Source organism: Polaromonas sp. P1_A2, from assembly GCF_056406895.1.
This window is the reverse complement of record NZ_JBFTZI010000001.1, coordinates 1,109,728-1,129,294: the sequence shown is the minus strand read 5'-3', so window position 1 is coordinate 1,129,294 and position 19,567 is coordinate 1,109,728. Positions and strand designations below refer to the sequence as shown.

At 64.5% G+C, this 19,567-nt stretch carries 15 protein-coding genes; 13 read left to right on the top strand and 2 right to left on the bottom strand.

Annotation, left to right across the window (positions count from 1 at the left end; genetic code table 11):
* Positions 1 to 163: 163 nt before the first annotated feature.
* The 13 genes from gyrA (at position 164) to AC1D09_RS05320 (ending at position 15,070) form a co-directional block, all read left to right on the top strand.
* Positions 164 to 2,812: a DNA gyrase subunit A gene (gene gyrA, locus AC1D09_RS05380; RefSeq protein ID WP_477660761.1), complete on the top strand. Its 2,649-nt coding sequence runs from the start codon at positions 164 to 166 to the stop codon at positions 2,810 to 2,812.
* Positions 2,812 to 3,381 (top strand): DUF2059 domain-containing protein, encoded by a 570-nt coding sequence (locus tag AC1D09_RS05375; protein ID WP_477660760.1) that lies wholly within the window; start codon positions 2,812 to 2,814, stop codon positions 3,379 to 3,381. The genes gyrA and AC1D09_RS05375 overlap by 1 nt, the downstream gene beginning before the upstream one ends.
* Positions 3,378 to 4,484, top strand: coding sequence for a 3-phosphoserine/phosphohydroxythreonine transaminase (gene serC, locus AC1D09_RS05370; RefSeq protein WP_477660759.1), 1,107 nt, complete (start codon positions 3,378 to 3,380; stop codon positions 4,482 to 4,484). Before AC1D09_RS05375 ends, serC begins: the two co-directional genes overlap by 4 nt.
* 80 nt (positions 4,485 to 4,564) lie before the next feature.
* The gene (gene pheA, locus AC1D09_RS05365; RefSeq protein ID WP_074575566.1) at positions 4,565 to 5,647 is read left to right on the top strand and encodes a prephenate dehydratase; all 1,083 of its coding nucleotides are present in this window, start codon (positions 4,565 to 4,567) and stop codon (positions 5,645 to 5,647) included.
* A 33-nt stretch (positions 5,648 to 5,680) separates the two neighbouring features.
* The gene (locus AC1D09_RS05360; RefSeq protein ID WP_477660758.1) at positions 5,681 to 6,559 is read left to right on the top strand and encodes a prephenate dehydrogenase; all 879 of its coding nucleotides are present in this window, start codon (positions 5,681 to 5,683) and stop codon (positions 6,557 to 6,559) included.
* 10 nt (positions 6,560 to 6,569) lie between these two features.
* On the top strand, positions 6,570 to 8,552 hold the full coding sequence (locus AC1D09_RS05355) for a bifunctional 3-phosphoshikimate 1-carboxyvinyltransferase/cytidylate kinase (RefSeq protein WP_477660757.1): 1,983 nt from the start codon (positions 6,570 to 6,572) through the stop codon (positions 8,550 to 8,552).
* Between the two features lie 152 nt (positions 8,553 to 8,704).
* The gene (rpsA, locus tag AC1D09_RS05350; RefSeq protein ID WP_007869489.1) at positions 8,705 to 10,390 is read left to right on the top strand and encodes a 30S ribosomal protein S1; all 1,686 of its coding nucleotides are present in this window, start codon (positions 8,705 to 8,707) and stop codon (positions 10,388 to 10,390) included.
* 67 nt (positions 10,391 to 10,457) lie between these two features.
* Complete coding sequence (locus AC1D09_RS05345; RefSeq protein ID WP_007869491.1) at positions 10,458 to 10,772, top strand: integration host factor subunit beta; 315 nt, start codon at positions 10,458 to 10,460, stop codon at positions 10,770 to 10,772.
* Between the two features lie 62 nt (positions 10,773 to 10,834).
* Positions 10,835 to 11,119: a LapA family protein gene (locus AC1D09_RS05340; RefSeq protein WP_477660756.1), complete on the top strand. Its 285-nt coding sequence runs from the start codon at positions 10,835 to 10,837 to the stop codon at positions 11,117 to 11,119.
* Positions 11,109 to 12,254, top strand: coding sequence for a lipopolysaccharide assembly protein LapB (lapB, locus tag AC1D09_RS05335; protein ID WP_477660755.1), 1,146 nt, complete (start codon positions 11,109 to 11,111; stop codon positions 12,252 to 12,254). The genes AC1D09_RS05340 and lapB overlap by 11 nt, the downstream gene beginning before the upstream one ends.
* 21 nt (positions 12,255 to 12,275) lie before the next feature.
* On the top strand, positions 12,276 to 13,211 hold the full coding sequence (rfaE1, locus tag AC1D09_RS05330; protein ID WP_477660908.1) for a D-glycero-beta-D-manno-heptose-7-phosphate kinase: 936 nt from the start codon (positions 12,276 to 12,278) through the stop codon (positions 13,209 to 13,211).
* Positions 13,212 to 13,237: 26 nt separating this feature from the next.
* On the top strand, positions 13,238 to 14,245 hold the full coding sequence (gene rfaD, locus AC1D09_RS05325) for an ADP-glyceromanno-heptose 6-epimerase (protein WP_477660754.1): 1,008 nt from the start codon (positions 13,238 to 13,240) through the stop codon (positions 14,243 to 14,245).
* A gap of 153 nt (positions 14,246 to 14,398) precedes the next feature.
* Positions 14,399 to 15,070: a ComEA family DNA-binding protein gene (locus AC1D09_RS05320; RefSeq protein ID WP_477660753.1), complete on the top strand. Its 672-nt coding sequence runs from the start codon at positions 14,399 to 14,401 to the stop codon at positions 15,068 to 15,070.
* Positions 15,071 to 15,132: 62 nt separating this feature from the next.
* On the opposite strand, the gene AC1D09_RS05315 is transcribed toward AC1D09_RS05320, so the two are convergent.
* Together AC1D09_RS05315 and AC1D09_RS05310 are read right to left on the bottom strand one after the other, a co-directional pair.
* Positions 15,133 to 15,678, bottom strand: coding sequence for a DinB family protein (locus tag AC1D09_RS05315; RefSeq protein ID WP_477660752.1), 546 nt, complete (start codon positions 15,676 to 15,678; stop codon positions 15,133 to 15,135).
* A gap of 255 nt (positions 15,679 to 15,933) precedes the next feature.
* Positions 15,934 to 19,566 carry a hydantoinase B/oxoprolinase family protein gene (locus AC1D09_RS05310; RefSeq protein ID WP_477660751.1) on the bottom strand — a complete coding sequence of 1,211 codons (3,633 nt, stop codon included), beginning with the start codon at positions 19,564 to 19,566 and terminating at the stop codon, positions 15,934 to 15,936.
* Between the last annotated feature and the right edge of the window lies 1 nt (position 19,567).

Sequence of the window (19,567 nt, the reverse complement as noted above, 5' to 3'; positions counted from 1 at the left end):
TGCCACACCTGCCCCAACCTTCAAGCACGCTATCGGCTTCGTCTGACACAGACTTAAGATTCTTGAGCATTTGTTGCTGCCCCGCCACAAGTGGCCGCTATAAACTCAAGCCTTAAAATCGCTGGCTTTCCTCAAGAATCTCGAAATCCCAACCAGGCCGCTCATGACCCAGTTCGCTAAAGAAACCCTGCCCATCAGTCTTGAAGAGGAAATGCGGCGCAGCTATCTCGATTACGCCATGAGCGTGATCGTCGGCCGGGCCCTCCCCGATGCCAGGGACGGCCTCAAACCCGTGCACAGGCGCGTTCTGTACGCCATGCACGAGCTGAACAACGACTGGAACCGCCCCTACAAGAAGTCGGCCCGTATCGTCGGCGACGTGATCGGTAAATACCACCCCCACGGAGACCAGTCGGTCTACGACACCATTGTTCGCATGGCCCAGGACTTCTCCCTGCGCCACCTGCTGGTCGACGGCCAGGGAAATTTCGGCTCCGTGGATGGTGACAACGCGGCCGCTATGCGGTATACGGAAATCCGCCTGTCGAAAATCGCCCATGAATTGCTGGCCGACCTGGACAAGGAAACCGTCGATTTCGGCCCCAACTACGACGGCAGCGAACAGGAGCCCCTGGTCGTTCCGACCCGGCTGCCCAACCTGCTGGTCAACGGATCGGGCGGCATCGCGGTGGGCATGGCGACCAATATCCCCCCCCACAACCTCAACGAAGTGGTCGACGCCTGCCTGCACATGCTGAAAAACCCGGAGGCTTCCATCGACGAATTGATGGAAATCGTGCCGGCGCCCGACTTCCCCACGGGCGGCATTATTTACGGCATCAACGGCGTCAAGGACGGCTACCGCACCGGCCGCGGCAAGGTGGTGATGCGCGCCAAATGCCACTTCGAGGACATCGACAAGGGCCAGCGCCAGTCCATCATCGTCGACGAGCTGCCCTACCAGGTCAACAAAAAGACGCTGCAGGAGCGCATGGCCGAGCTGGTGCATGAGAAAAAGATCGAGGGCATCAGCCACATCCAGGACGAAAGCGACAAGTCCGGCATGCGCCTGGTCATCGAGCTCAAGCGCGGCGAAGTGCCCGAGGTGGTGCTGAACAACCTGTACAAGCAGACCCAGCTGCAGGACACCTTCGGCATCAACATGGTGGCGCTGGTCAACGGCCAGCCCAAGCTGTGCAACCTGAAGGACCTGATCCAGGTTTTCCTCTCGCACCGCCGCGAAGTGGTGACGCGCCGCACCGTGTACACGCTGCGCAAGGCGCGCGAACGCGGCCACGTGCTGGAGGGCCTGGCCGTGGCCCTGGCCAACATCGATGACTTCATCGCCATCATCCGCAACGCGCCCACGCCGCCGGTGGCCAAGGCCGAGCTGATGCTGCGCCCCTGGGACAGCAGCCTGGTGCGCGAAATGCTCACCCGCACGCGCGCCGACGGCGGCATCGTCAACGCCGACGACTACCGCCCCGACGGCCTTGAAAAAATGTTCGGCATGGGCAACGACGGCCTCTACCGCCTGTCGGAAACCCAGGCCCAGGAAATCCTGCAGATGCGCCTGCAGCGCCTGACCGGCCTGGAGCAGGACAAGATCGTGGCCGAATACAAGGAAGTCATGGCCGAGATCGACGACCTGCTCGACATCCTGGCCAAGCCCGAGCGCGTCTCCATCATCATCGGCGAGGAACTCTCCGCCATCAAGCTGGAGTTCGGCCAGACCAAGCTGGGCGCGCGGCGCAGCCATATCGAGCACAGCTCCTTCGACCTCAGCACCGAAGACCTGATCACGCCGACCGATATGGTGGTGACGCTCTCGCACACCGGCTACATCAAGAGCCAGCCGCTGTCAGAATACCGGGCGCAAAAACGCGGAGGCCGCGGCAAGCAGGCCACCGCCACCAAAGATGACGACTGGGTCGACCAGCTCTTCATCGCCAACACGCACGACTACATCCTGTGCTTCTCCAACCGGGGCCGGCTCTACTGGCTCAAGGTCTGGGAGGTTCCCGCCGGGTCGCGCGGCTCGCGCGGCCGGCCCATCGTCAACATGTTCCCGCTGCAGGAAGGCGAAAAAATCACCGTGGTCCTGCCGCTGACGGGCGACAAGCGCAGCTTCCCGGCCGACCAGTACGTCTTCATGGCCACCTCCATGGGCACCGTGAAGAAGACGGCCCTCGACGAATTCAGCAACCCGCGCAAGGCCGGCATCATCGCCGTGGACCTGGACCCGGGCGACTACCTGATAGGCGCGTCCCTGACCGACGGCAAACACGACGTGATGCTGTTCAGCGACGGCGGCAAGGCCGTGCGCTTTGACGAAAACGACGTGCGCCCCATGGGCCGCAACGCCCGCGGCGTACGCGGCATGACGCTGGAAGACGGCCAGGGCGTGATCGCCATGCTGGTGGCCGAGGACGAGCAGCAAAGCGTGCTGACGGCCACCCAGAACGGCTTCGGCAAACGCACCTCCATTACCGAATACACGCGCCACGGCCGCGGCACCAAGGGCATGATCGCCATCCAGCAGAGCGAACGCAACGGCAAGGTCGTGGCCGCCACGCTGGTCCACGTCGACGACGAGATCATGCTCATCACCGACAAGGGCGTGCTGGTGCGCACGCGCGTCAGCGAAATCCGCGAGATGGGCAGGGCTACACAGGGTGTTACGCTGATCGGCCTCGACGAGGGCTCACAATTGAGCGGCCTGCAGCGCATTGTCGAAAACGATGCCACGCTGGACGACCTCGATACCGAAAACGACACCGGCACAGACGCCTCCAACACCGAAAGCAATTGATGAAAAAACTGATCACCGCCCTCGCGATCGCCGGCCTGGCCTGCAGCGCGGCCGTCCACGCCCAGACCGACCCCAAAATCGAGCTGGCCAAAAAAGTGGTCGCCCTGCAGCAAGGTCCCGAGCTGGACCGCCTGGTGGGCCAGCTGGCCGGCAGCACGGCCCAGGACCTGATCAACAAATGGGGCCCCCAGCTGGAAGCCAACGTTCCCAAGGCCAAGCGGCAAAAGGCCTCGGAAGACCTCAACGCCGAACTCAAGAAGTACGCCGATGACGCCAGCCAGCTGATCAGCAAGCAGATCGGCAAGGTCAGCGCCGAATCGCTGGTCCCTGCCTACGCCGAGCGTTTCACGCTGGAGGAACTCCAGCAGCTCGCCGCCTTCTTCGAATCCCCCGCCATCAAAAAATACCAGGCCGCCGCGCCTGAACTCGGTAACGTCTTTGTGCAAAAACTCGTCGAGGCCTCGCGCACCGACGTGGTGGCGCGCATCAAGCAGTTCGACGAGACGGCGGTGAAGATCGTCGGCACCAGCCCTGCCCCGGGAGCAGCCAAGCCGCCCGCGAAGAAATGACCCGTCCGTTCAATTTTTCCGCCGGCCCCGCGAACCTGCCCGAGGAGGTTTTGCAGCAGGCGGCGGGCGAAATGCTGGACTGGCACGGCAGCGGCATGAGCGTGATGGAGATGAGCCACCGCGGCAAGGAGTTCATCTCCATCTATGAAGCCGCCGAGGCCGATTTCCGCGAACTCATGGCCGTCCCGGCCCACTTCAAGATCCTGTTCATGCAGGGTGGCGGCCTGGCCGAAAACGCCATCGTTCCGCTGAACCTGTCGCGCGGGCGCTCCGCCGATTTTGTGGTGACCGGCAGCTGGAGCGACAAGTCGCAAAAGGAAGCGCGCAAGTACTGCGACGCGCAGGTCGCCGCCAGCAACGCCGACAACGGACACACGCAACTGCCCGCGCCTTCGGGCTGGAAGCTGCGCCCGGACGCGGCCTATGTGCACCTGTGCACCAATGAAACCATCAACGGCGTGGAATTCCAGAGCCTGCCGGACCTCAAGGCCCTGGGAAGCGACGCACCCCTGGTGATCGATTTTTCGTCCCATGTGGCCTCCCGGTCCGTCGACTGGTCGCGCGTCGGCCTGGCCTTCGGCGGGGCGCAGAAAAACCTCGGCCCCGCCGGCGTGACGCTGGTGGTCATCCGCGAAGACCTGCTCGGCCACGCCATGGCGGCCTGCCCCAGCGCCTTCGACTACAAGACGGTGGCGGACAACCAGTCCATGTACAACACGCCGCCCACCTACGCCATTTACATCGCGGGCCTGACCTTTCAGTGGCTCAAGCGCCAGCGGGAAGGCTCGGCCGCCGGTGTCGCGGCCATGGAAAAGCGCAACCTGGCCAAGGCGCAGCTGCTTTACGATGCGATCGACAGCTCGCAGTTCTACCTGAACAAGGTCGGCAAGGACTGCCGCTCGCGCATGAACGTGCCTTTTTTCCTGCGCGACGAGTCGCGCAACGAGGCGTTCCTGGCCGGCGCCAAGGCGGCCGGCCTGCTTCAGCTCAAGGGCCACAAGTCGGTAGGTGGCATGCGCGCCAGCATTTACAACGCCATGCCGCTGGCCGGTGTACAGGCGCTGGTGGCGTACATGCGAGAATTCGAACAAAAACACGCCTAGGACGAAATACCCCATGCCCGCCACATTCACTGTCCCCCAGGGGCATCCAGTGCAGATGGCGAGGGCGGACGGCCCCTGATATGACTGCCAACCTTGCTGATTTACGCGTCCAGATCGACGCCCTGGACAGGGAACTGCTTTCCCTGCTGAACCGCCGCGCCCAGGTGGCCGAGCAGGTCGGGGAGCTCAAAAAGCGCGAAGGCACGCCGTTTTTCCGTCCCGACCGGGTTGCCCAGGTGATAGAACAGATCCAGCAGGCCAACCAGGGACCGCTCAAGAACGAGCATGTGGCGGCCGTCTGGCGCGAAATCATGTCGGCCTGCCTGGCCCTGGAATCCCCGGTGCGCGTGGCCTACCTGGGCCCCGCCGGCACCTTCAGCGAGCAGGCGGCGCTGCAGTTTTTCGGCGCCAGCATCGAACACGTTCCCTGCGTCAGCATCGACGAGGTCTTTCGCGCGACGGCGGCCGGCAGCGCCAGCTACGGCGTCGTGCCGGTGGAAAACTCCACCGAAGGCGTGGTCTCGCGCTCGCTCGACCTGTTCCTCAATTCCCCCCTGCACATCGTCGGCGAGATCAGCCTGATGGTGCGCCACAACCTGCTGCGGCTCTCGGAGTCGCTCGAAGGCATAGAAGCGGTCTACGCCCATCCCCAGGCGCTGGCCCAGTGCCAGGGCTGGCTGACCACGCACCTGCCCCACGCCGACCGCCGCACCGCCTCCAGCAACGCAGAGGGCGCGCGCCTGGCCACCACCAACCCGGCCTGGGCCGGCATCGCCAGCGACCGGGCGGCCACCCAGTTCGGCCTCTACACGGCGGCCCACGCCATCCAGGACGACGCCTTCAACCGCACGCGTTTTGCCGTGGTCTGCCTGCCGCAGACACTGCCCTCCCCGCCCGCCTCCGGCAAGGATTGCGTCAGCCTGGTGGTGTCCGTGCCCAACCGCCCGGGCGCCGTCCACGACATCCTGATGCCGCTCAAAGCCCACGGCGTCTCCATGACCCGCTTCGAATCGCGCCCGGCACGCTCCGGCCAGTGGGAATACTATTTTTATATTGACCTGCAGGGTCACCCCTCCGAAGACCATGTCAAGGCCGCGCTGGCCGATTTACAGCGGCTGTGCGCCTTTTACAAGGTCCTCGGAACCTATCCCATCGGCGATTAATGCAACGACTCACAACCTCCCTGGTGCCACAACATGTTTGAACAATTAGGTCTCATTGGATGCGGCCTGATGGGTGGCTCATTCGCGCTGGCGCTCAAACGTGCCGGCCTGGTCAAGCGCGTCGTCGGCTACAGCAAATCCCCTTCCACCACGGAGCGGGCGCGCCAGATGGGCGTGATCGACGTGGAAGCGCCCTCGGCGCTGCTGGCGGTCTCGGGCGCCGACATCGTTTTGCTGGCCGTGCCGGTTTCCGCGACGGAGGCCACCTTCAAGGCCATACGCCACCTGGTCGGCCCGAACACGCTGATCATGGACGTCGGCTCGACCAAACGCGACGTGGTGGACGCCGCCCGGCGCGTGCTGCGCGACAACGTGGGCTCTTTCGTGCCCTGCCATCCGATCACCGGCAAGGAAGTCTCCGGGGTCGAGCATGCGGACGTGGACCTCTACGCCGGCAAGCAGGTCATCCTGACGCCCATAGAGCGCACCTTCACGGTACAGCTGCAAAAAGCCAACGACGTCTGGACGGCCCTGGGCTGCCATGTCCTCAAGATGTCCCCCCAGGCCCATGACGCCGCCTACGCCGCCGTCAGCCACCTGCCGCACCTGATCGCCTTCGCCCTGATCAACGGCATCACCGGGCAGGACCATGGCAAGGAATACATGTCGCTGGCCGGCCCGGGCTTTCGGGACTTCACGCGCATCGCCGCCAGCGACCCGAAAATGTGGCGCGACATCCTGATCGCGAATCGCGAAGAACTGCTGGCCCAGTCCAAGATTTTCCAGGAGACCCTGCAGTCGCTCGAGGAGCTGATTTCCAGCAGCAGCGGCGACGTCCTTGAAGTGCTGATCGAGCGGGCCAGCGAGACCCGGGCCAACTGGCGCATCTCCTCACAGAAATCGCACAAATAATCCCCAGTCCATGTTCGACACCGAGTTCCTGGACATTCCGCCCCTGCGCAGCGCGGGCGGCACCGTCCGCCTGCCCGGCTCCAAAAGCATTTCCAACCGCGTCCTGCTGCTGGCCGCCTTGAGCCACGGCGAGACCACGGTCCACGACCTGCTGGCCTCCGACGACACCGCCGTGATGCTGGCCGCGCTCAGGCAGCTCGGCTGCACGGTCCGGCAGGACGGCAACACCGCCGTCATCAGCGGGCTGGGCGGGCGGCCCGTCCAGACCCCGGCCAAGCTCTTCATGGGCAACGCCGGCACGGCCATGCGGCCACTGACGGCCGCGCTGGCCCTGCTGGGCGGGGAGTTCGAGCTGTCCGGCGTGCCGCGCATGCACGAAAGGCCCATAGGCGACCTGGTCGACGCGCTCCGGCAACTGGGCTGCACCATCGACTACCTCGGCAACGAAGGTTTTCCGCCGCTGCGCCTGCGCCCCGGGCAACTCAGGCTAGAGCAGCCCATACGGGTGCGCGGCGATGTCTCCAGCCAGTTCCTGACCGCCCTGCTGATGGCCCTGCCGCTGGTCGCCGAGCGGGATATCCGCATCGAAGTGGTCGGCGAGCTGATCTCCCGGCCCTACATTGAAATCACGCTCAAGCTGCTGCAGCGCTTCGGCATAGACGTCAGGCGCGAGGGCTGGGAACGCTTCACCATTCCGGCCGGCAGCCGCTACCGGTCGCCGGGCGCCATCCACGTCGAGGGCGACGCCTCGTCGGCCAGCTATTTCATCGCGCTGGGCGCCATCGCGGCGGCACCTGCGGGACACACCGGAATCGAAATCCAGGGTGTGGGCGCCGCCTCCATCCAGGGTGACATCCGCTTTATCGAGGCCGCCGAAATGATGGGCGCGCGGGTCGACAGCGCACCGAACTCGCTGCGCATTTCGCGCGGCACCTGGCCGCTCAAGGCCATAGACCTGGACTGCAACCATATTCCGGACGCCGCCATGACGCTGGCCGTGATGGCCCTGTACGCCGACGGCACCACCACGCTGCGCAATATCGCGAGCTGGCGCGTCAAGGAAACCGACCGCATCGCCGCCATGGCCTGCGAACTGCAGAAATTCGGTGCCGTGGTCGAGGAAGGCCCGGATTACCTCAGGATCACTCCGCCCGCCCAGTGGAAGACGGGTGCGGTCCATACCTACGACGACCACCGCGTGGCCATGTGTTTTTCGCTGGCGGCCTTCAACCCGGCTCAGCTGCCGGTGCGCATCCTGGATCCCAAATGCGTCGCCAAAACCTTTCCCGACTACTTCGAAGCCCTGTTTGAAGTGGCCCAGGCCGACACGCCCCGCGTTCCGGTCATCTGCATCGACGGCCCGACGGCCTCCGGCAAAGGCACACTGGCAGCCCTGGCGGCCCACCGGCTGGGCTACCACTACCTGGATTCGGGCGCGCTTTACCGCCTGAGCGCCCATGCCGCGGCGCTGGCCGGCGTTTCGCTGGACGACGGGCCCGGCGTGGCGGGCGTGGCGCGCACCATGCCGGTGCGTTTTCAGGGTGGCCACATCTTTCTCGGGCCTCAGGACGTGTCCGAGGCCATACGCACCGAGGCCGCCGGCATGGCCGCCTCACGCGTGTCAGCCCACCCCGAGGTTCGCGCCGCCCTGCTGGAGCTTCAGCACAGCTTTCGCAAGCTGCCTGGGCTGGTCGCCGACGGCCGGGACATGGGGACCGTCATCTTCCCGGACGCCCCGCTCAAGGTTTTCCTCACGGCCAGCGCCCTGCACCGAGCCGAACGCCGGCATAAGCAGTTGATTTCAAAGGGAAATTCGGCTACAATCGACGAGATTCAGCAAGATTTAGAGGCACGTGATGCGCGCGATTCGTCGCGAAAAGCAGCCCCTTTGAAGCCTGCTGATGACGCCCGCCCCCTGGACAACTCCTATCTGTCGATTGAAAAGTCGGTGGAACAGGTGCTGGAATGGTGGCAAGGCACCCGGCCCTTCTGACCCCCGACGCGCAACCTGCGCTTGGGTCAGCAGGTTCATCAACGTAACCCGCGGCCTTACCAGACGTCTGGCCGCAAAAACACCGCCGCAAGCAGCTATAAAAACAATAGCAATTCCGCTATTGGAACCCTGTTGTGTGGACTAGGAAAATCATGTCTGAATCTTTTGCCGACCTATTTAACGAATCGCTGCAACGCTCTGAAATGCGTACCGGTGAAGTCATCACCGCCGAAGTCGTTCGTATCGACCACAACCACGTCGTTGTGAATGCCGGACTCAAATCCGAGGCTTATGTCCCCCTCGAAGAATTCAAGAACGACCAGGGCGAGCTCGAAGTCCAGGTCGGCGATTTCGTCTCCGTGGCCATCGACTCCGTCGAAAACGGCTACGGCGACACCCTGCTGTCCCGCGACAAGGCCAAGCGCCTGGCTTCGTGGATGAGCCTGGAAAAAGCCCTGGAATCCGGCGAATTCGTCACCGGCCAGACCAGCGGCAAGGTCAAGGGCGGCCTCACCGTCCTCGTCAACGGCATCCGCGCCTTCCTGCCCGGCTCGCTCATCGACACCCGCCCCATCAAGGACTTGTCTCCCTACGAGAACAAGACCATGGAATTCAAGGTCATCAAGCTGGACCGCAAGCGCAACAACGTGGTGCTGAGCCGCCGCGCCGTGGTCGAAGCCAGCATGGGCGAAGAGCGCGCCAAGCTGATGGAAACCCTCAAGGAAGGCACTGCCGTCAAGGGCGTCGTCAAGAACATCACCGAATACGGTGCCTTCGTTGACCTGGGCGGCATCGACGGCCTGCTGCACATCACCGACATGGCATGGCGCCGCGTGCGTCACCCAAGCGAAGTGGTGACGGCCGGTCAAGAGATCGTTGCCAAGATCCTGAAGTTCGACACCGAAAAGAACCGTGTTTCGCTGGGCCTGAAGCAGATGGGCGACGACCCATGGATGGGCGTGAACCGCCGCTACCCGCAAGGCACGCGCCTGTTCGGCAAGATCACCAACATCGCCGACTACGGCGCGTTTGTGGAACTCGAACCCGGCATCGAAGGCCTGGTCCACGTGTCCGAAATGGACTGGACCAACAAGAACGTGGCCCCGAGCAAGCTCGTGGCCCTGGGCGACGAAGTCGAAGTCATGGTCCTCGAGATCGACGAAGACAAGCGCCGCATCAGCCTGGGCATGAAGCAGTGCAAGGCCAACCCATGGCAGGAATTCGCGCAGGAAACCAAGCGCGGCGACCGCGTCAAGGGCCCGATCAAGTCGATCACCGACTTCGGCGTCTTCGTGGGCCTGGCTGCCGGCATCGACGGCCTGGTGCACCTGTCCGACCTCTCGTGGAACGAACCCGGCGAAGCCGCTGTTCGCAACTACAAAAAGGGCCAGGAAGTGGAAGCCATCGTGCTGGCCGTCGACGTCGACCGCGAGCGCATCTCCCTGGGCATCAAGCAGCTCGACTCCGATCCTTTCACCACCTTCGTGTCGATCAACGACAAGGGTGCGATCGTGACCGGCAAGGTCAAGACCGTTGACGCCAAGGGCGCTGAAATCGACCTGGGCGAAGACATCATCGGCTACCTGCGCGCCAGCGAAATCAGCCGCGACCGCGTCGAAGACGCTCGCAACGTGCTGAAAGAAGGCGACGAAGTCTCCGCAGTCGTGGTGAACGTGGATCGCAAGACCCGCAACATCCAGCTGTCGGTCAAGGCCAAGGACAACGCCGACCAGCAGGAAGCCATGGCCAACCTGAGCCAGCAGTCTTCCCGCGAAAACGCCGGCACGACCAGCCTGGGCGCCCTGCTGCGCGCCAAGCTGGACAACAACGAAAAGTAAGGCAACCGCGCGGCGGTGCGATACGCCCCCCAGGGGCGGGTCGCATCGCTGTGCAGCTACTTGATCCATGACCCGAAGCGACCTCGTCGAAGAACTGGCGGCCCGATTCAGCCAGCTGACGCACCGCGACGCCGAATATGCCGTCAAGACGATTCTTGACGCCATGAGCGACGCGCTGGTGCGCGGCCATCGCATTGAAATCAGGGGTTTCGGCAGTTTCTCCATCAACCGGCGCCCGCCCCGCATGGGGCGCAACCCGCGTTCCGGCGAAAGCGTGGCCATCCCTGAAAAGCGGGTGCCGCATTTCAAGCCCGGGAAGGCATTGCGCGAAGCCGTCGATGCCCGCACCCAGGAATTGCTGGCGGTCACGGAACCCAAGTAAGGTCTTGCTGGTGTCCCTCGGTGGGCTGGCTACAATCGCCAGACCACCCGGGGGATTACCCAATGAAATACCTCATGTGGCTGCTTAAAGCAGCCATTTTTTTTACGCTCTTCGCTTTTGCACTGAATAACCAGCAAACGGTTGCGGTGTATTTCTTTTTTGGCACCATGTGGCAAGCGCCCCTGGTGCTGGTCGTGCTGGCGACTTTCGCCTGCGGACTGGCGCTCGGCATTTTTGTCATGATGCCGCGCTGGTGGAAAAAGCGCCGTTCGGCCAAGTACGCCTACACGACCCTGGGCCCCCACACCGTCAGCGAAGACCCGTCCACGATGCACCATGGAATTTGACTTCACCTGGGTCTTGCTCGGGTTTCCGATCGCCTTCACGCTGGGCTGGCTGGCCTCACGGCTGGACTTGCGGCAGCTGCGCATCGAAAACCGCCAGGCGCCCAAGGCCTATTTCAAGGGCCTGAACTTCCTGCTCAACGAGCAGCAGGACCAGGCCATAGACGCCTTCATCGAGGCGGTGCAAAGCGACCCCGACACCTCCGAACTTCACTTCGCGCTGGGCAACCTGTTTCGCCGCCGCGGCGAGTACGAGCGCGCCGTGCGCGTGCACGAACACCTGATGTCGCGCGGCGACCTCACGCAGCCCGAGCGCGACCGCGCCCAGCATGCCCTGGCGCTCGATTTTCTCAAGGCCGGCCTGCTGGACCGCGCCGAGGCCGCCCTGCGCAAACTCGAAGGCACGCCCTTTGAAGAAGAGGCGCGGCTGGCCCTGCTGTCGATTTACGAACGCTCGCGCGACTGGGCCAATGCCACCGAAATCGCCGCCCGGCTCGGCAGCTCCAGCCACGGCAGCTTCAGCGCCCGCCAGGCGCACTACCTGTGCGAGCAGGCCGGCGCCTGCGTGGCCGCCGGCGACACCACCCGGGCCTTGGGTGCCCTGCAGGAAGCCATCGCCATGGCGCCGGACCTGGCCCGCCCCCTGATAGACCTGGCGAAGCTGCAAAACCAGCTGGGCCGCCCGCAGGACGCCCTGCAAACCCTGCTCAAGCTCGAAAAAACCGCCCCGCAAGGCCTGCCGCTGGCCGCCGGCCTGCTGGCCAATATCGCGCAGGCCGGCGGCCAGGAGGCCATGGCGCTGGAGCTGCTCAAGGCCAGCTATGCCAACATGCCGTCCATCGACGTGATCGAGGCCATCGTCAAGCTCGAAAAAGACCCGGCCTCGGCGCGGCAGTGGTATGTGAAACACCTGGAGCGCCAGGCCTCGCTGGTCGCGGCCGGAAAATGGATCGCCGGTGAAAAGCTCCAGGACGAGCAGCACCACACGCTGGTCCAGCGCGCGCTCGACCAGGCCACCAAGCCCCTGATGCGCTACCGCTGCGCGGCCTGCGGCTTTGAGGCCACCCAGCACTTCTGGCACTGCCCAGGCTGCCAGGCCTGGGACAGCTACCCGACGCGCCGTATTGAAGAGCTGTAGAAAAAGACACGATAGATGAGCATGCAATTGACGCCTGAAAAGATTTCCAAGGCCCGCGTCCTCGTGGTGGGCGACGCCATGCTGGACCGCTACTGGTACGGTGCGGTGGACCGCATCTCGCCCGAGGCGCCGGTGCCCGTGGTGCGCGTCACGCGCACCGAGGAGCGCATAGGCGCCGCGGCCAACGTGGCCTACAACATCGTCACGCTGGGCGCGCAGGCTTCGCTGCTGAGCGTGGTGGGCGATGACGAGGCCAGCCACCAGCTCGAGGCGCTGGTCGCCAAGACCGGCATCACGCCCTATTTCGGCCGCGATGCCCAGCTCAAGACCACCGTCAAGCTGCGCGTGATCGGCCGCCAGCAGCAGCTCATACGCCTGGACTTCGAAAACACACCTGAAAACGAGGTGCTGGCCTCGCAGTCGGCCACCTTTGAAAAGCTGCACACCGAGCACGACGCGGTGCTGTTCTCCGACTACGGCAAGGGCGGCCTCGCGCACATCGTGCTGATGATCGCCCAGGCCCGCGCCGCGGGCAAGGTGGTGCTGGTCGATCCCAAGGGCTCGGACTACGCGCGCTACAAAAACGCCAGCGTCATCACCCCCAACCGCGCCGAGTTGGAGCACGTCATAGGCGCCTGGAGCAGCGAAGCCGACCTGCGTACCAAGGCCCACAACCTGCGCGAGGCGCTCAATCTGGAAGCCCTGCTGCTCACGCGCAGCGAAGAAGGCATGACGCTGTTCGATGCCGAAGGAGAACTCAACGTCCCGGCCGTGGCGCGCGAGGTGTTCGATGTCACCGGCGCCGGCGACACCGTGATCGCCACGCTGGCGGCCATGACCGCCACCGGCATGCGCCTGCGCGACGCCGTACCGATCGCCAACCGCGCGGGCGGCATCGTGGTCGGCAAGTTCGGCACCGCCACCGTCAACTACGGCGAGCTGTTCGCCGCGCAGTGAGCTTGCGCTCACCTCAAGGACCCATCATGAAAATCGTAGTCACAGGCGCCGCCGGCTTCATTGGCAGCAACATCATCAAGGGCCTCAATGCCCGCGGTATCGACGACATCATCGCCGTCGACGACCTGACTCATGGCGACAAATTCCGCAACCTGGCCGACCTGAAGATCGCCGACTATGTCGACGCCGACGACTTCTACGAGCTGTTCGCCGAGGGCGCCTACGGCCGGGTCGAGGCCGTGTTCCACGAAGGCGCCTGCAGCGACACCATGGAAGCCGATGGCAAGTACATGATGGACAACAACTACACGCTGTCCTGCGAGCTGTTCCACGCCTGCCAGGACCAGGGAACGCGCCTGCTCTACGCCTCCTCGGCCGCGACCTACGGCGGCTCCGACACCTTCACCGAGTCGCCCGAGTTCGAGCGTCCGCTCAACGTCTACGGCTACTCCAAGCTGCTGTTCGACCAGCGCATGCGGCGCGAGCTCGGCGCCCGCTTTGAAAACGCCGCCACCCAGGTCGCGGGCTTTCGCTACTTCAACGTCTACGGCCCGCGCGAGCAGCACAAGGGCCGCATGGCCAGCGTCGCCTTCCACCAGTTCAACCAGTTCCAGGCCGAGGGCAAGGTCAAGCTCTTCGGCGAATACGGCGGCTACGGCGCCGGCGGCCAGATGCGCGACTTCATCTTCATCGACGACGTGGTGGCCGTGAACCTCTGGTTCTTCGACAACCCCGGCAAGTCCGGCATCTTCAACCTCGGCACCGGCCGGGCGCAGCCTTTCAATGACGTGGCCCTGGCCGTCGTCAACACCTTGCGCAAAGGCCAGAATGCCGCGGCCCTGAGCCTGGAAGAAGCCGTGCGCGGCGGCCTGATCGAATACATCGCCTTTCCGCCCGCGCTGGTCGGCAAATACCAGAGCTACACCCAGGCCGACCCGCGCGCGCTGCGCGCGGCCGGCTGCACCCATGCCTTCGCCGATGTGCAGACAGGTGTGGCCGCTTACATGCAGGCCTTGAGCGCCGCCGCGGGCTGAATCCGAGACGGCCTCTCACTAGGGTTTTCCTGGCCCCAAAGCCGGGGCCGGTAGTCAACGCGGCCCTGGGCGGGCCGTTATGAAGAAGACATCCTTCTTCACAAGGATGGATCACGTGCCTTCACTTCAATCCAATCTTTGAGGAGATTCCTTATGTTCAAAAAAATACTGGCCTTCGTCGCCGCCATGTACATGGCCGTTTCGTTCGCCGCCGTTGACGTCAACAAAGCCACCGCGGCTGAGCTCGACGGCATCAAGGGCATAGGCCCCGGCATCTCGGGCAAGATCATCGACGAGCGCAAGAAAGGCAGCTTCAAGGACTGGAACGACTTCATCGAACGCGTCAAAGGCGTGGGCGAAGGCAATGCCGCCAAGTTTTCCGCCGAAGGCCTGACGGTGGGCGGCACCAGCTTCAAGGGCGCGGCCCCTGCCGCCAAAAAGGACGAAAAACCCGCAGCTGCCGCGAAGAAGGATGACAAGCCTGCCGCCAAGGCCGAAGAGAAAAAGGCCGAAGCCAAGCCGGCCGCGCCGGTAGCCGCCGCACCGGCCCCCGCAGCCGCCGCGGAGAAGAAGGACCCCAAGGCCGAGGCCAAAGCCAAGGCTGACGAAGCCAAGGCCAAAAAAGAAGCCGACAAGAAGGCCAAGGCTGACGAGAAGAAAAAGAAGGCTGACGAAGCCAAAGCCAAGGCCGACGCAGAAAAAGCCGCCAAGGCCGATGCCAAGAAGGCCAAGGACGCCAAGCCTGCCGCCAAGGATGAAAAGAAAGACGCCAAGGCCGACACCGCCAAGCCAGCCGCCAGCGCTGCCAGCGCCGCCAAGAAATAAGGGCCAGCCTCTTCACCCGAAAAACCCGCCTATGGCGGTTTTTTTTTATGCCTACGGGGTCTTCACACCAACGCGATCAGGTCCGTCACACCGACCGTGCCGCCCGCCTGCGTGACCAGCGTGCTGGCCTGGCCCCGATGATGCGTCTGGTGGTTGAAAAAATGCGTGATCGCCATCCAGGCCGCATGTTCGCGCCGCACACCTTTTGAGTTGCCGTAGCGCATGGTGAGCTGCGGGTAGTTGTCCGGCATGTCGGCCACCCACTGCTCGATGGCCGCGTCCAGCTGTGCGCGTTTGGCCTTCAGTTCCGCCCAGCCTTCAAACAGCACCATGTCCAGGGTATAGGTCTCGGGCATGTCCAGCACATCCGGGCCCAGCGAGGCGAAGGCAATCCCGTTGTCCGCCCCACATTGCGCAAAGCGCCTGAGCCAGACCTGGTCGGCCAGCACCAGGTGGCCCAGCGTGCGGTGTATCGACCCGAAAAAAGCACTGCGCTCCTGCTTGCGCGCCTCGTCCGTCAAGGCCTCGCAGGCCGCGTAGAGCCGCTCGTTGATCCAGCGGTTGTAGCGGGCCAGAAAACGATAGTTGTCGCAGAACTCGCGGGTCATGGAAAACGCTCCAAAAAAGGGATTGCCGGTGCGTCGTCACCAGGCTCACCGTATTTTGCATCTGCCGCCCGCTCCGCCCTCTTGAGGGGGAACAGATTGCCCGCAGTGAGCCCCGGCGGGGATCGTTCACTTCACCAGCAGGGGCCGCGGAACCGGCTTTGCCGGGCCGCAGGCGCCGCCCCCTGCAAGGGGGGAACAGGCTACACGAAGTGAGCCTGGACGGGGGTGAGCCAATTCCACCCGGACGGGGGTGGTCTACAGCTTGCCGAATCCCCCGCCGCCCGGCGTATGGATTTCAAACACGTCACCCGGCTGCATGTCGGCCTGGCCGATATGGTCCAGCGCCTCGACCTGACCCTGGGCCCGCACCACGAGGTTGCGCCCGACCTGGCCAGGCTCGCCGCCGGCCATGCCAAAGGCACCGTGCTTGCGGCCGTTGGACAGAATGCTGGCCGTCATGGCCTCCAGAAAGCGCACGCGGCGCACACCCCCGTTGCCACCGCGCCAGCGGCCCGCGCCGCCGGAGTTTTCGCGGATTTCATAACTCTCCAGCCGCACCGGGAAGCGGAACTCCAGCACTTCGGGATCGGTCAGCCGCGAATTGGTCATGTGCGTCTGGACCACGCTGGTGCCGTCAAAGCCCGACACCAGCTTGCCCGCCTCGTCGAGCTTGCCGCCCGCGCCCGAGCCGCCCGAAATGGTTTCGTAATACTGGTGGCGCGCATTGCCGAAGGTGAAGTTGTTCATGGTGCACTGGCCGGCCGCCATCACGCCCAGCGCGCCGTACAGCGCATTGGTGATGCAGGTGGAGGTCTCCACATTGCCCGCCACCACCGAGGCCGGCGGATTCGGGTTGAGCATGGAGCCCGCCGGGATGATGACCTTGAGCGGCTTGAGGCAGCCCGCGTTCAGCGGGATGTCGTCGTCCACCAGCGTGCGGAACACATACAGTACCGCCGCCATGCACACCGCCGTCGGCGCGTTGAAGTTGTTGGTCTGCTGCGGCGAGGTACCGGTGAAGTCGATCTCGGCGCTACGGCCCTTGGCGTCGACGCGGATCGCCACCTTGATCTGCGCGCCGTTGTCCAGCGGCAGCGTGAACTCGCCGTCTTTGAGGCGCGTGATCACGCGGCGCACCGACTCCTCGGCGTTGTCCTGCACGTGGCGCATATAGGCCAGCACCACCTCCAGGCTGAAGCTGTCGACCATCTTGCGCAGTTCCTGCACGCCTTTTTCGTTGGCAGCGATCTGCGCCTTGAGGTCGGCCATGTTCTGCTGCGGGTTGCGGCTGGGGTATTTGCCGCTTTTGAGCAGCGCGATCATCTCTGCTTCGCGCAGCACGCCTCGCTCCACCAGCTTGACGTTGTTGATCTGCACGCCCTCCTCCTCGATCAGCGTCGAGAAAGGCGGCATGGAGCCTGGCGTCGTGCCGCCAATATCCGCATGGTGTCCGCGCGAGCCTACATAAAACGTCGGCTGCGCGGCGCTGCCCAGGTAGACCGGCGTGATCACCGTGATGTCGGGCAAATGCGTTCCGCCGTGGTAGGGGTCGTTCAGCACATAGACGTCGCCCGGCTGCATGCTGCCGGCGTTTTCGCGGATCACCGTCTTGATGCTTTCGCCCATGGAGCCCAGGTGCACCGGCATGTGCGGCGCGTTGGCGATCAGGTTGCCTTCGGTGTCGAACAGCGCGCAGCTGAAGTCCAGGCGCTCCTTGATGTTGACCGAGTAGGCGGTGTTCTGCAGCTGCAGGCCCATCTGCTCCGCGATGTTCATGAAGAGGTTGTTGAACACCTCCAGCAGCACCGGGTCCACCGTGGTGCCGGCCGCGAAGGTCACGGCGCGTTCGGCGCGGCGGTCCAGCACCAGGTGGTCCAGCGCCGTGAGCGCCGCTTCCCAGCCGGGTTCGACCACCGTGGTCGCGTTCTTCTCGGCAATGATGGCCGGGCCCGAGATGATGTCGCCCGGCCGCAAATCCTCGCGCACCACCAGGGCCGCATCATGCCACTGGCCGCCCGAATACATGCGCACGGTTTCACGGCGCGGCACTTCGCGCGGCTCGTGCGTGGCGTGGCGCGGCTCGGCCGGCGCGTCGCCGGCGACCACGGCTTCCACCGACACCGCCTCCACCACCAGGCCCTTGCCCTGCATCAAAAAGGCGAAGCGCTGGCGGTAGGCAGCCTCAAAACCGGCCTCGATCTGGTCCAGCGTGCCGAAAGGAACTATCAGCGCGGAATCGCTGCCCTCATAACGCACATGCACGCGCCTGTGCGTGCTGATGCCCCCCATGCTGACCTGCTGGCGCTGCAGCTCGGCCTCGGCATGGGCGGCGAGCTCCTCAAGCTTGCCGGAAATCTCGGGCAGCGCGGCCTCGGATAGCTTGAGCTCCACCGCCTGCTCGCGGATCACGTTCTGGTCGGCCAGGCCCATGCCGTAAGCGCTCAGCACGCCGGCCAGTGGATGCACAAACACCTTGGTCATGCCCAGCGCATCGGCCACCAGGCAGGCATGCTGGCCGCCCGCACCGCCAAAGCATTGCAGGGTGTAGCGCGTCACGTCGTAGCCGCGCGCCACCGAGATTTTCTTGATGGCATTGGCCATCTGCTGCACCGCGATGTTGATAAAACCTTCCGCCACCACCTCTGCGCTGCGGCCGGTCTGGCCGGCCAGCTCGTTGAACTGGGCCTCGACAGCCTCGTAACTCAGCGGCTCGTCGGCATTCGGGCCGAACACCTTGGGAAAGTAGCGCGGCTGGACCTTGCCGACCATCACATTGGCATCCGTCACCGCCAGGCGCCCGCCGCGCCGGTAGCTGGCCGGGCCGGGGTTGGCACCCGCGCTCTGCGGACCCACGCGAAAACGCTCGCCATCGAACTTGAGGATGGAGCCGCCGCCGGCCGCCACCGTGTGGATGCTCATCATCGGCGCGCGCATGCGCACGCCGGCCACCTGGGTCTCGAACTCGCGCTCGAACTCCCCGGCGTAATGCGAGACGTCGGTGGAGGTGCCGCCCATATCAAAACCTATGACCTTGGCATGGCCGGCAATCGCCGCCGTGCGGGCCATGCCCACAATACCGCCGGCCGGGCCGCTCAGGATGGCGTCCTTGCCCTGGAACACATGGGCATCGGTCAGGCCGCCCGAGGACTGCATGAAAAACAGCCGCACGCCCGGCATCTCGCTGGCGACCTGCTCCACATAGCGGCGCAATATGGGCGAGAGGTAGGCGTCGACCACGGTGGTGTCGCCGCGGCTCACGAACTTCATCATCGGGCTGGTTTCATGCGAGGTGCTGATCTGCGTGAAACCGATTTCGGCCGCGATGCGCTTGGCGGCTTTTTCATGCTCGGTAAAGCGGTAGCCGTGCATGAACACAATGGCCAGGCTGCGCAAGCCCTTCTGGTAGTGGGCCCGCAGTTCTTTTTTCAGCAGCGCCTCGTCCAGCGCCTGCAGCACCTCGCCCTGCGCGCCCACGCGCTCCTGGGCCTCGACCACGGCGCTGTACAGCAGCTCTGGCAGCACGATGTGGCGGTCGAACAGGCGCGGGCGGTTCTGGTAGGCGATGCGCAGCGCGTCGCGAAAACCGCGCGTGGTGACCAGCAGCGTGGGTTCGCCCTTGCGCTCCAGCAGCGCATTGGTGGCCACCGTCGTTCCCATCTTCACGCAGTCGACCACGTCGGCGCGAATCGGCTCGCCGGCCTTCAGGCCCAGCAGGTGGCGTATGCCGGCCACGGCCGCATCGCGGTACTGCTCGGGGTTTTCGGACAGCAGCTTGTGCGTCACCAGTGAACCGTCGGGCTTTTTTGCCACGATGTCGGTGAAAGTTCCGCCGCGGTCTATCCAGAATTGCCAACGGTCGCCGCCCGGTTTGGATGTGGTGTCTTGCATG

What these genes read in the sequence shown, in the direction of transcription:
- gyrA (WP_477660761.1), top strand. Translation starts at nt 164, where the DNA reads ATGACCCAGTTCGCTAAAGAAACCCTGCCCATCAGTCTTGAAGAGGAA.
- AC1D09_RS05355 (WP_477660757.1), top strand. Translation starts at nt 6,570, where the DNA reads ATGTTCGACACCGAGTTCCTGGACATTCCGCCCCTGCGCAGCGCGGGC.
- AC1D09_RS05375 (WP_477660760.1), top strand. Translation starts at nt 2,812, where the DNA reads ATGAAAAAACTGATCACCGCCCTCGCGATCGCCGGCCTGGCCTGCAGC.
- AC1D09_RS05320 (WP_477660753.1), top strand. Translation starts at nt 14,399, where the DNA reads ATGTTCAAAAAAATACTGGCCTTCGTCGCCGCCATGTACATGGCCGTT.
- AC1D09_RS05340 (WP_477660756.1), top strand. Translation starts at nt 10,835, where the DNA reads ATGAAATACCTCATGTGGCTGCTTAAAGCAGCCATTTTTTTTACGCTC.
- AC1D09_RS05360 (WP_477660758.1), top strand. Translation starts at nt 5,681, where the DNA reads ATGTTTGAACAATTAGGTCTCATTGGATGCGGCCTGATGGGTGGCTCA.
- rpsA (WP_007869489.1), top strand. Translation starts at nt 8,705, where the DNA reads ATGTCTGAATCTTTTGCCGACCTATTTAACGAATCGCTGCAACGCTCT.
- serC (WP_477660759.1), top strand. Translation starts at nt 3,378, where the DNA reads ATGACCCGTCCGTTCAATTTTTCCGCCGGCCCCGCGAACCTGCCCGAG.
- AC1D09_RS05315 (WP_477660752.1), bottom strand. Translation starts at nt 15,678, where the DNA reads ATGACCCGCGAGTTCTGCGACAACTATCGTTTTCTGGCCCGCTACAAC.
- pheA (WP_074575566.1), top strand. Translation starts at nt 4,565, where the DNA reads ATGACTGCCAACCTTGCTGATTTACGCGTCCAGATCGACGCCCTGGAC.
- rfaE1 (WP_477660908.1), top strand. Translation starts at nt 12,276, where the DNA reads ATGCAATTGACGCCTGAAAAGATTTCCAAGGCCCGCGTCCTCGTGGTG.
- lapB (WP_477660755.1), top strand. Translation starts at nt 11,109, where the DNA reads ATGGAATTTGACTTCACCTGGGTCTTGCTCGGGTTTCCGATCGCCTTC.
- rfaD (WP_477660754.1), top strand. Translation starts at nt 13,238, where the DNA reads ATGAAAATCGTAGTCACAGGCGCCGCCGGCTTCATTGGCAGCAACATC.
- AC1D09_RS05310 (WP_477660751.1), bottom strand. Translation starts at nt 19,566, where the DNA reads ATGCAAGACACCACATCCAAACCGGGCGGCGACCGTTGGCAATTCTGG.
- AC1D09_RS05345 (WP_007869491.1), top strand. Translation starts at nt 10,458, where the DNA reads ATGACCCGAAGCGACCTCGTCGAAGAACTGGCGGCCCGATTCAGCCAG.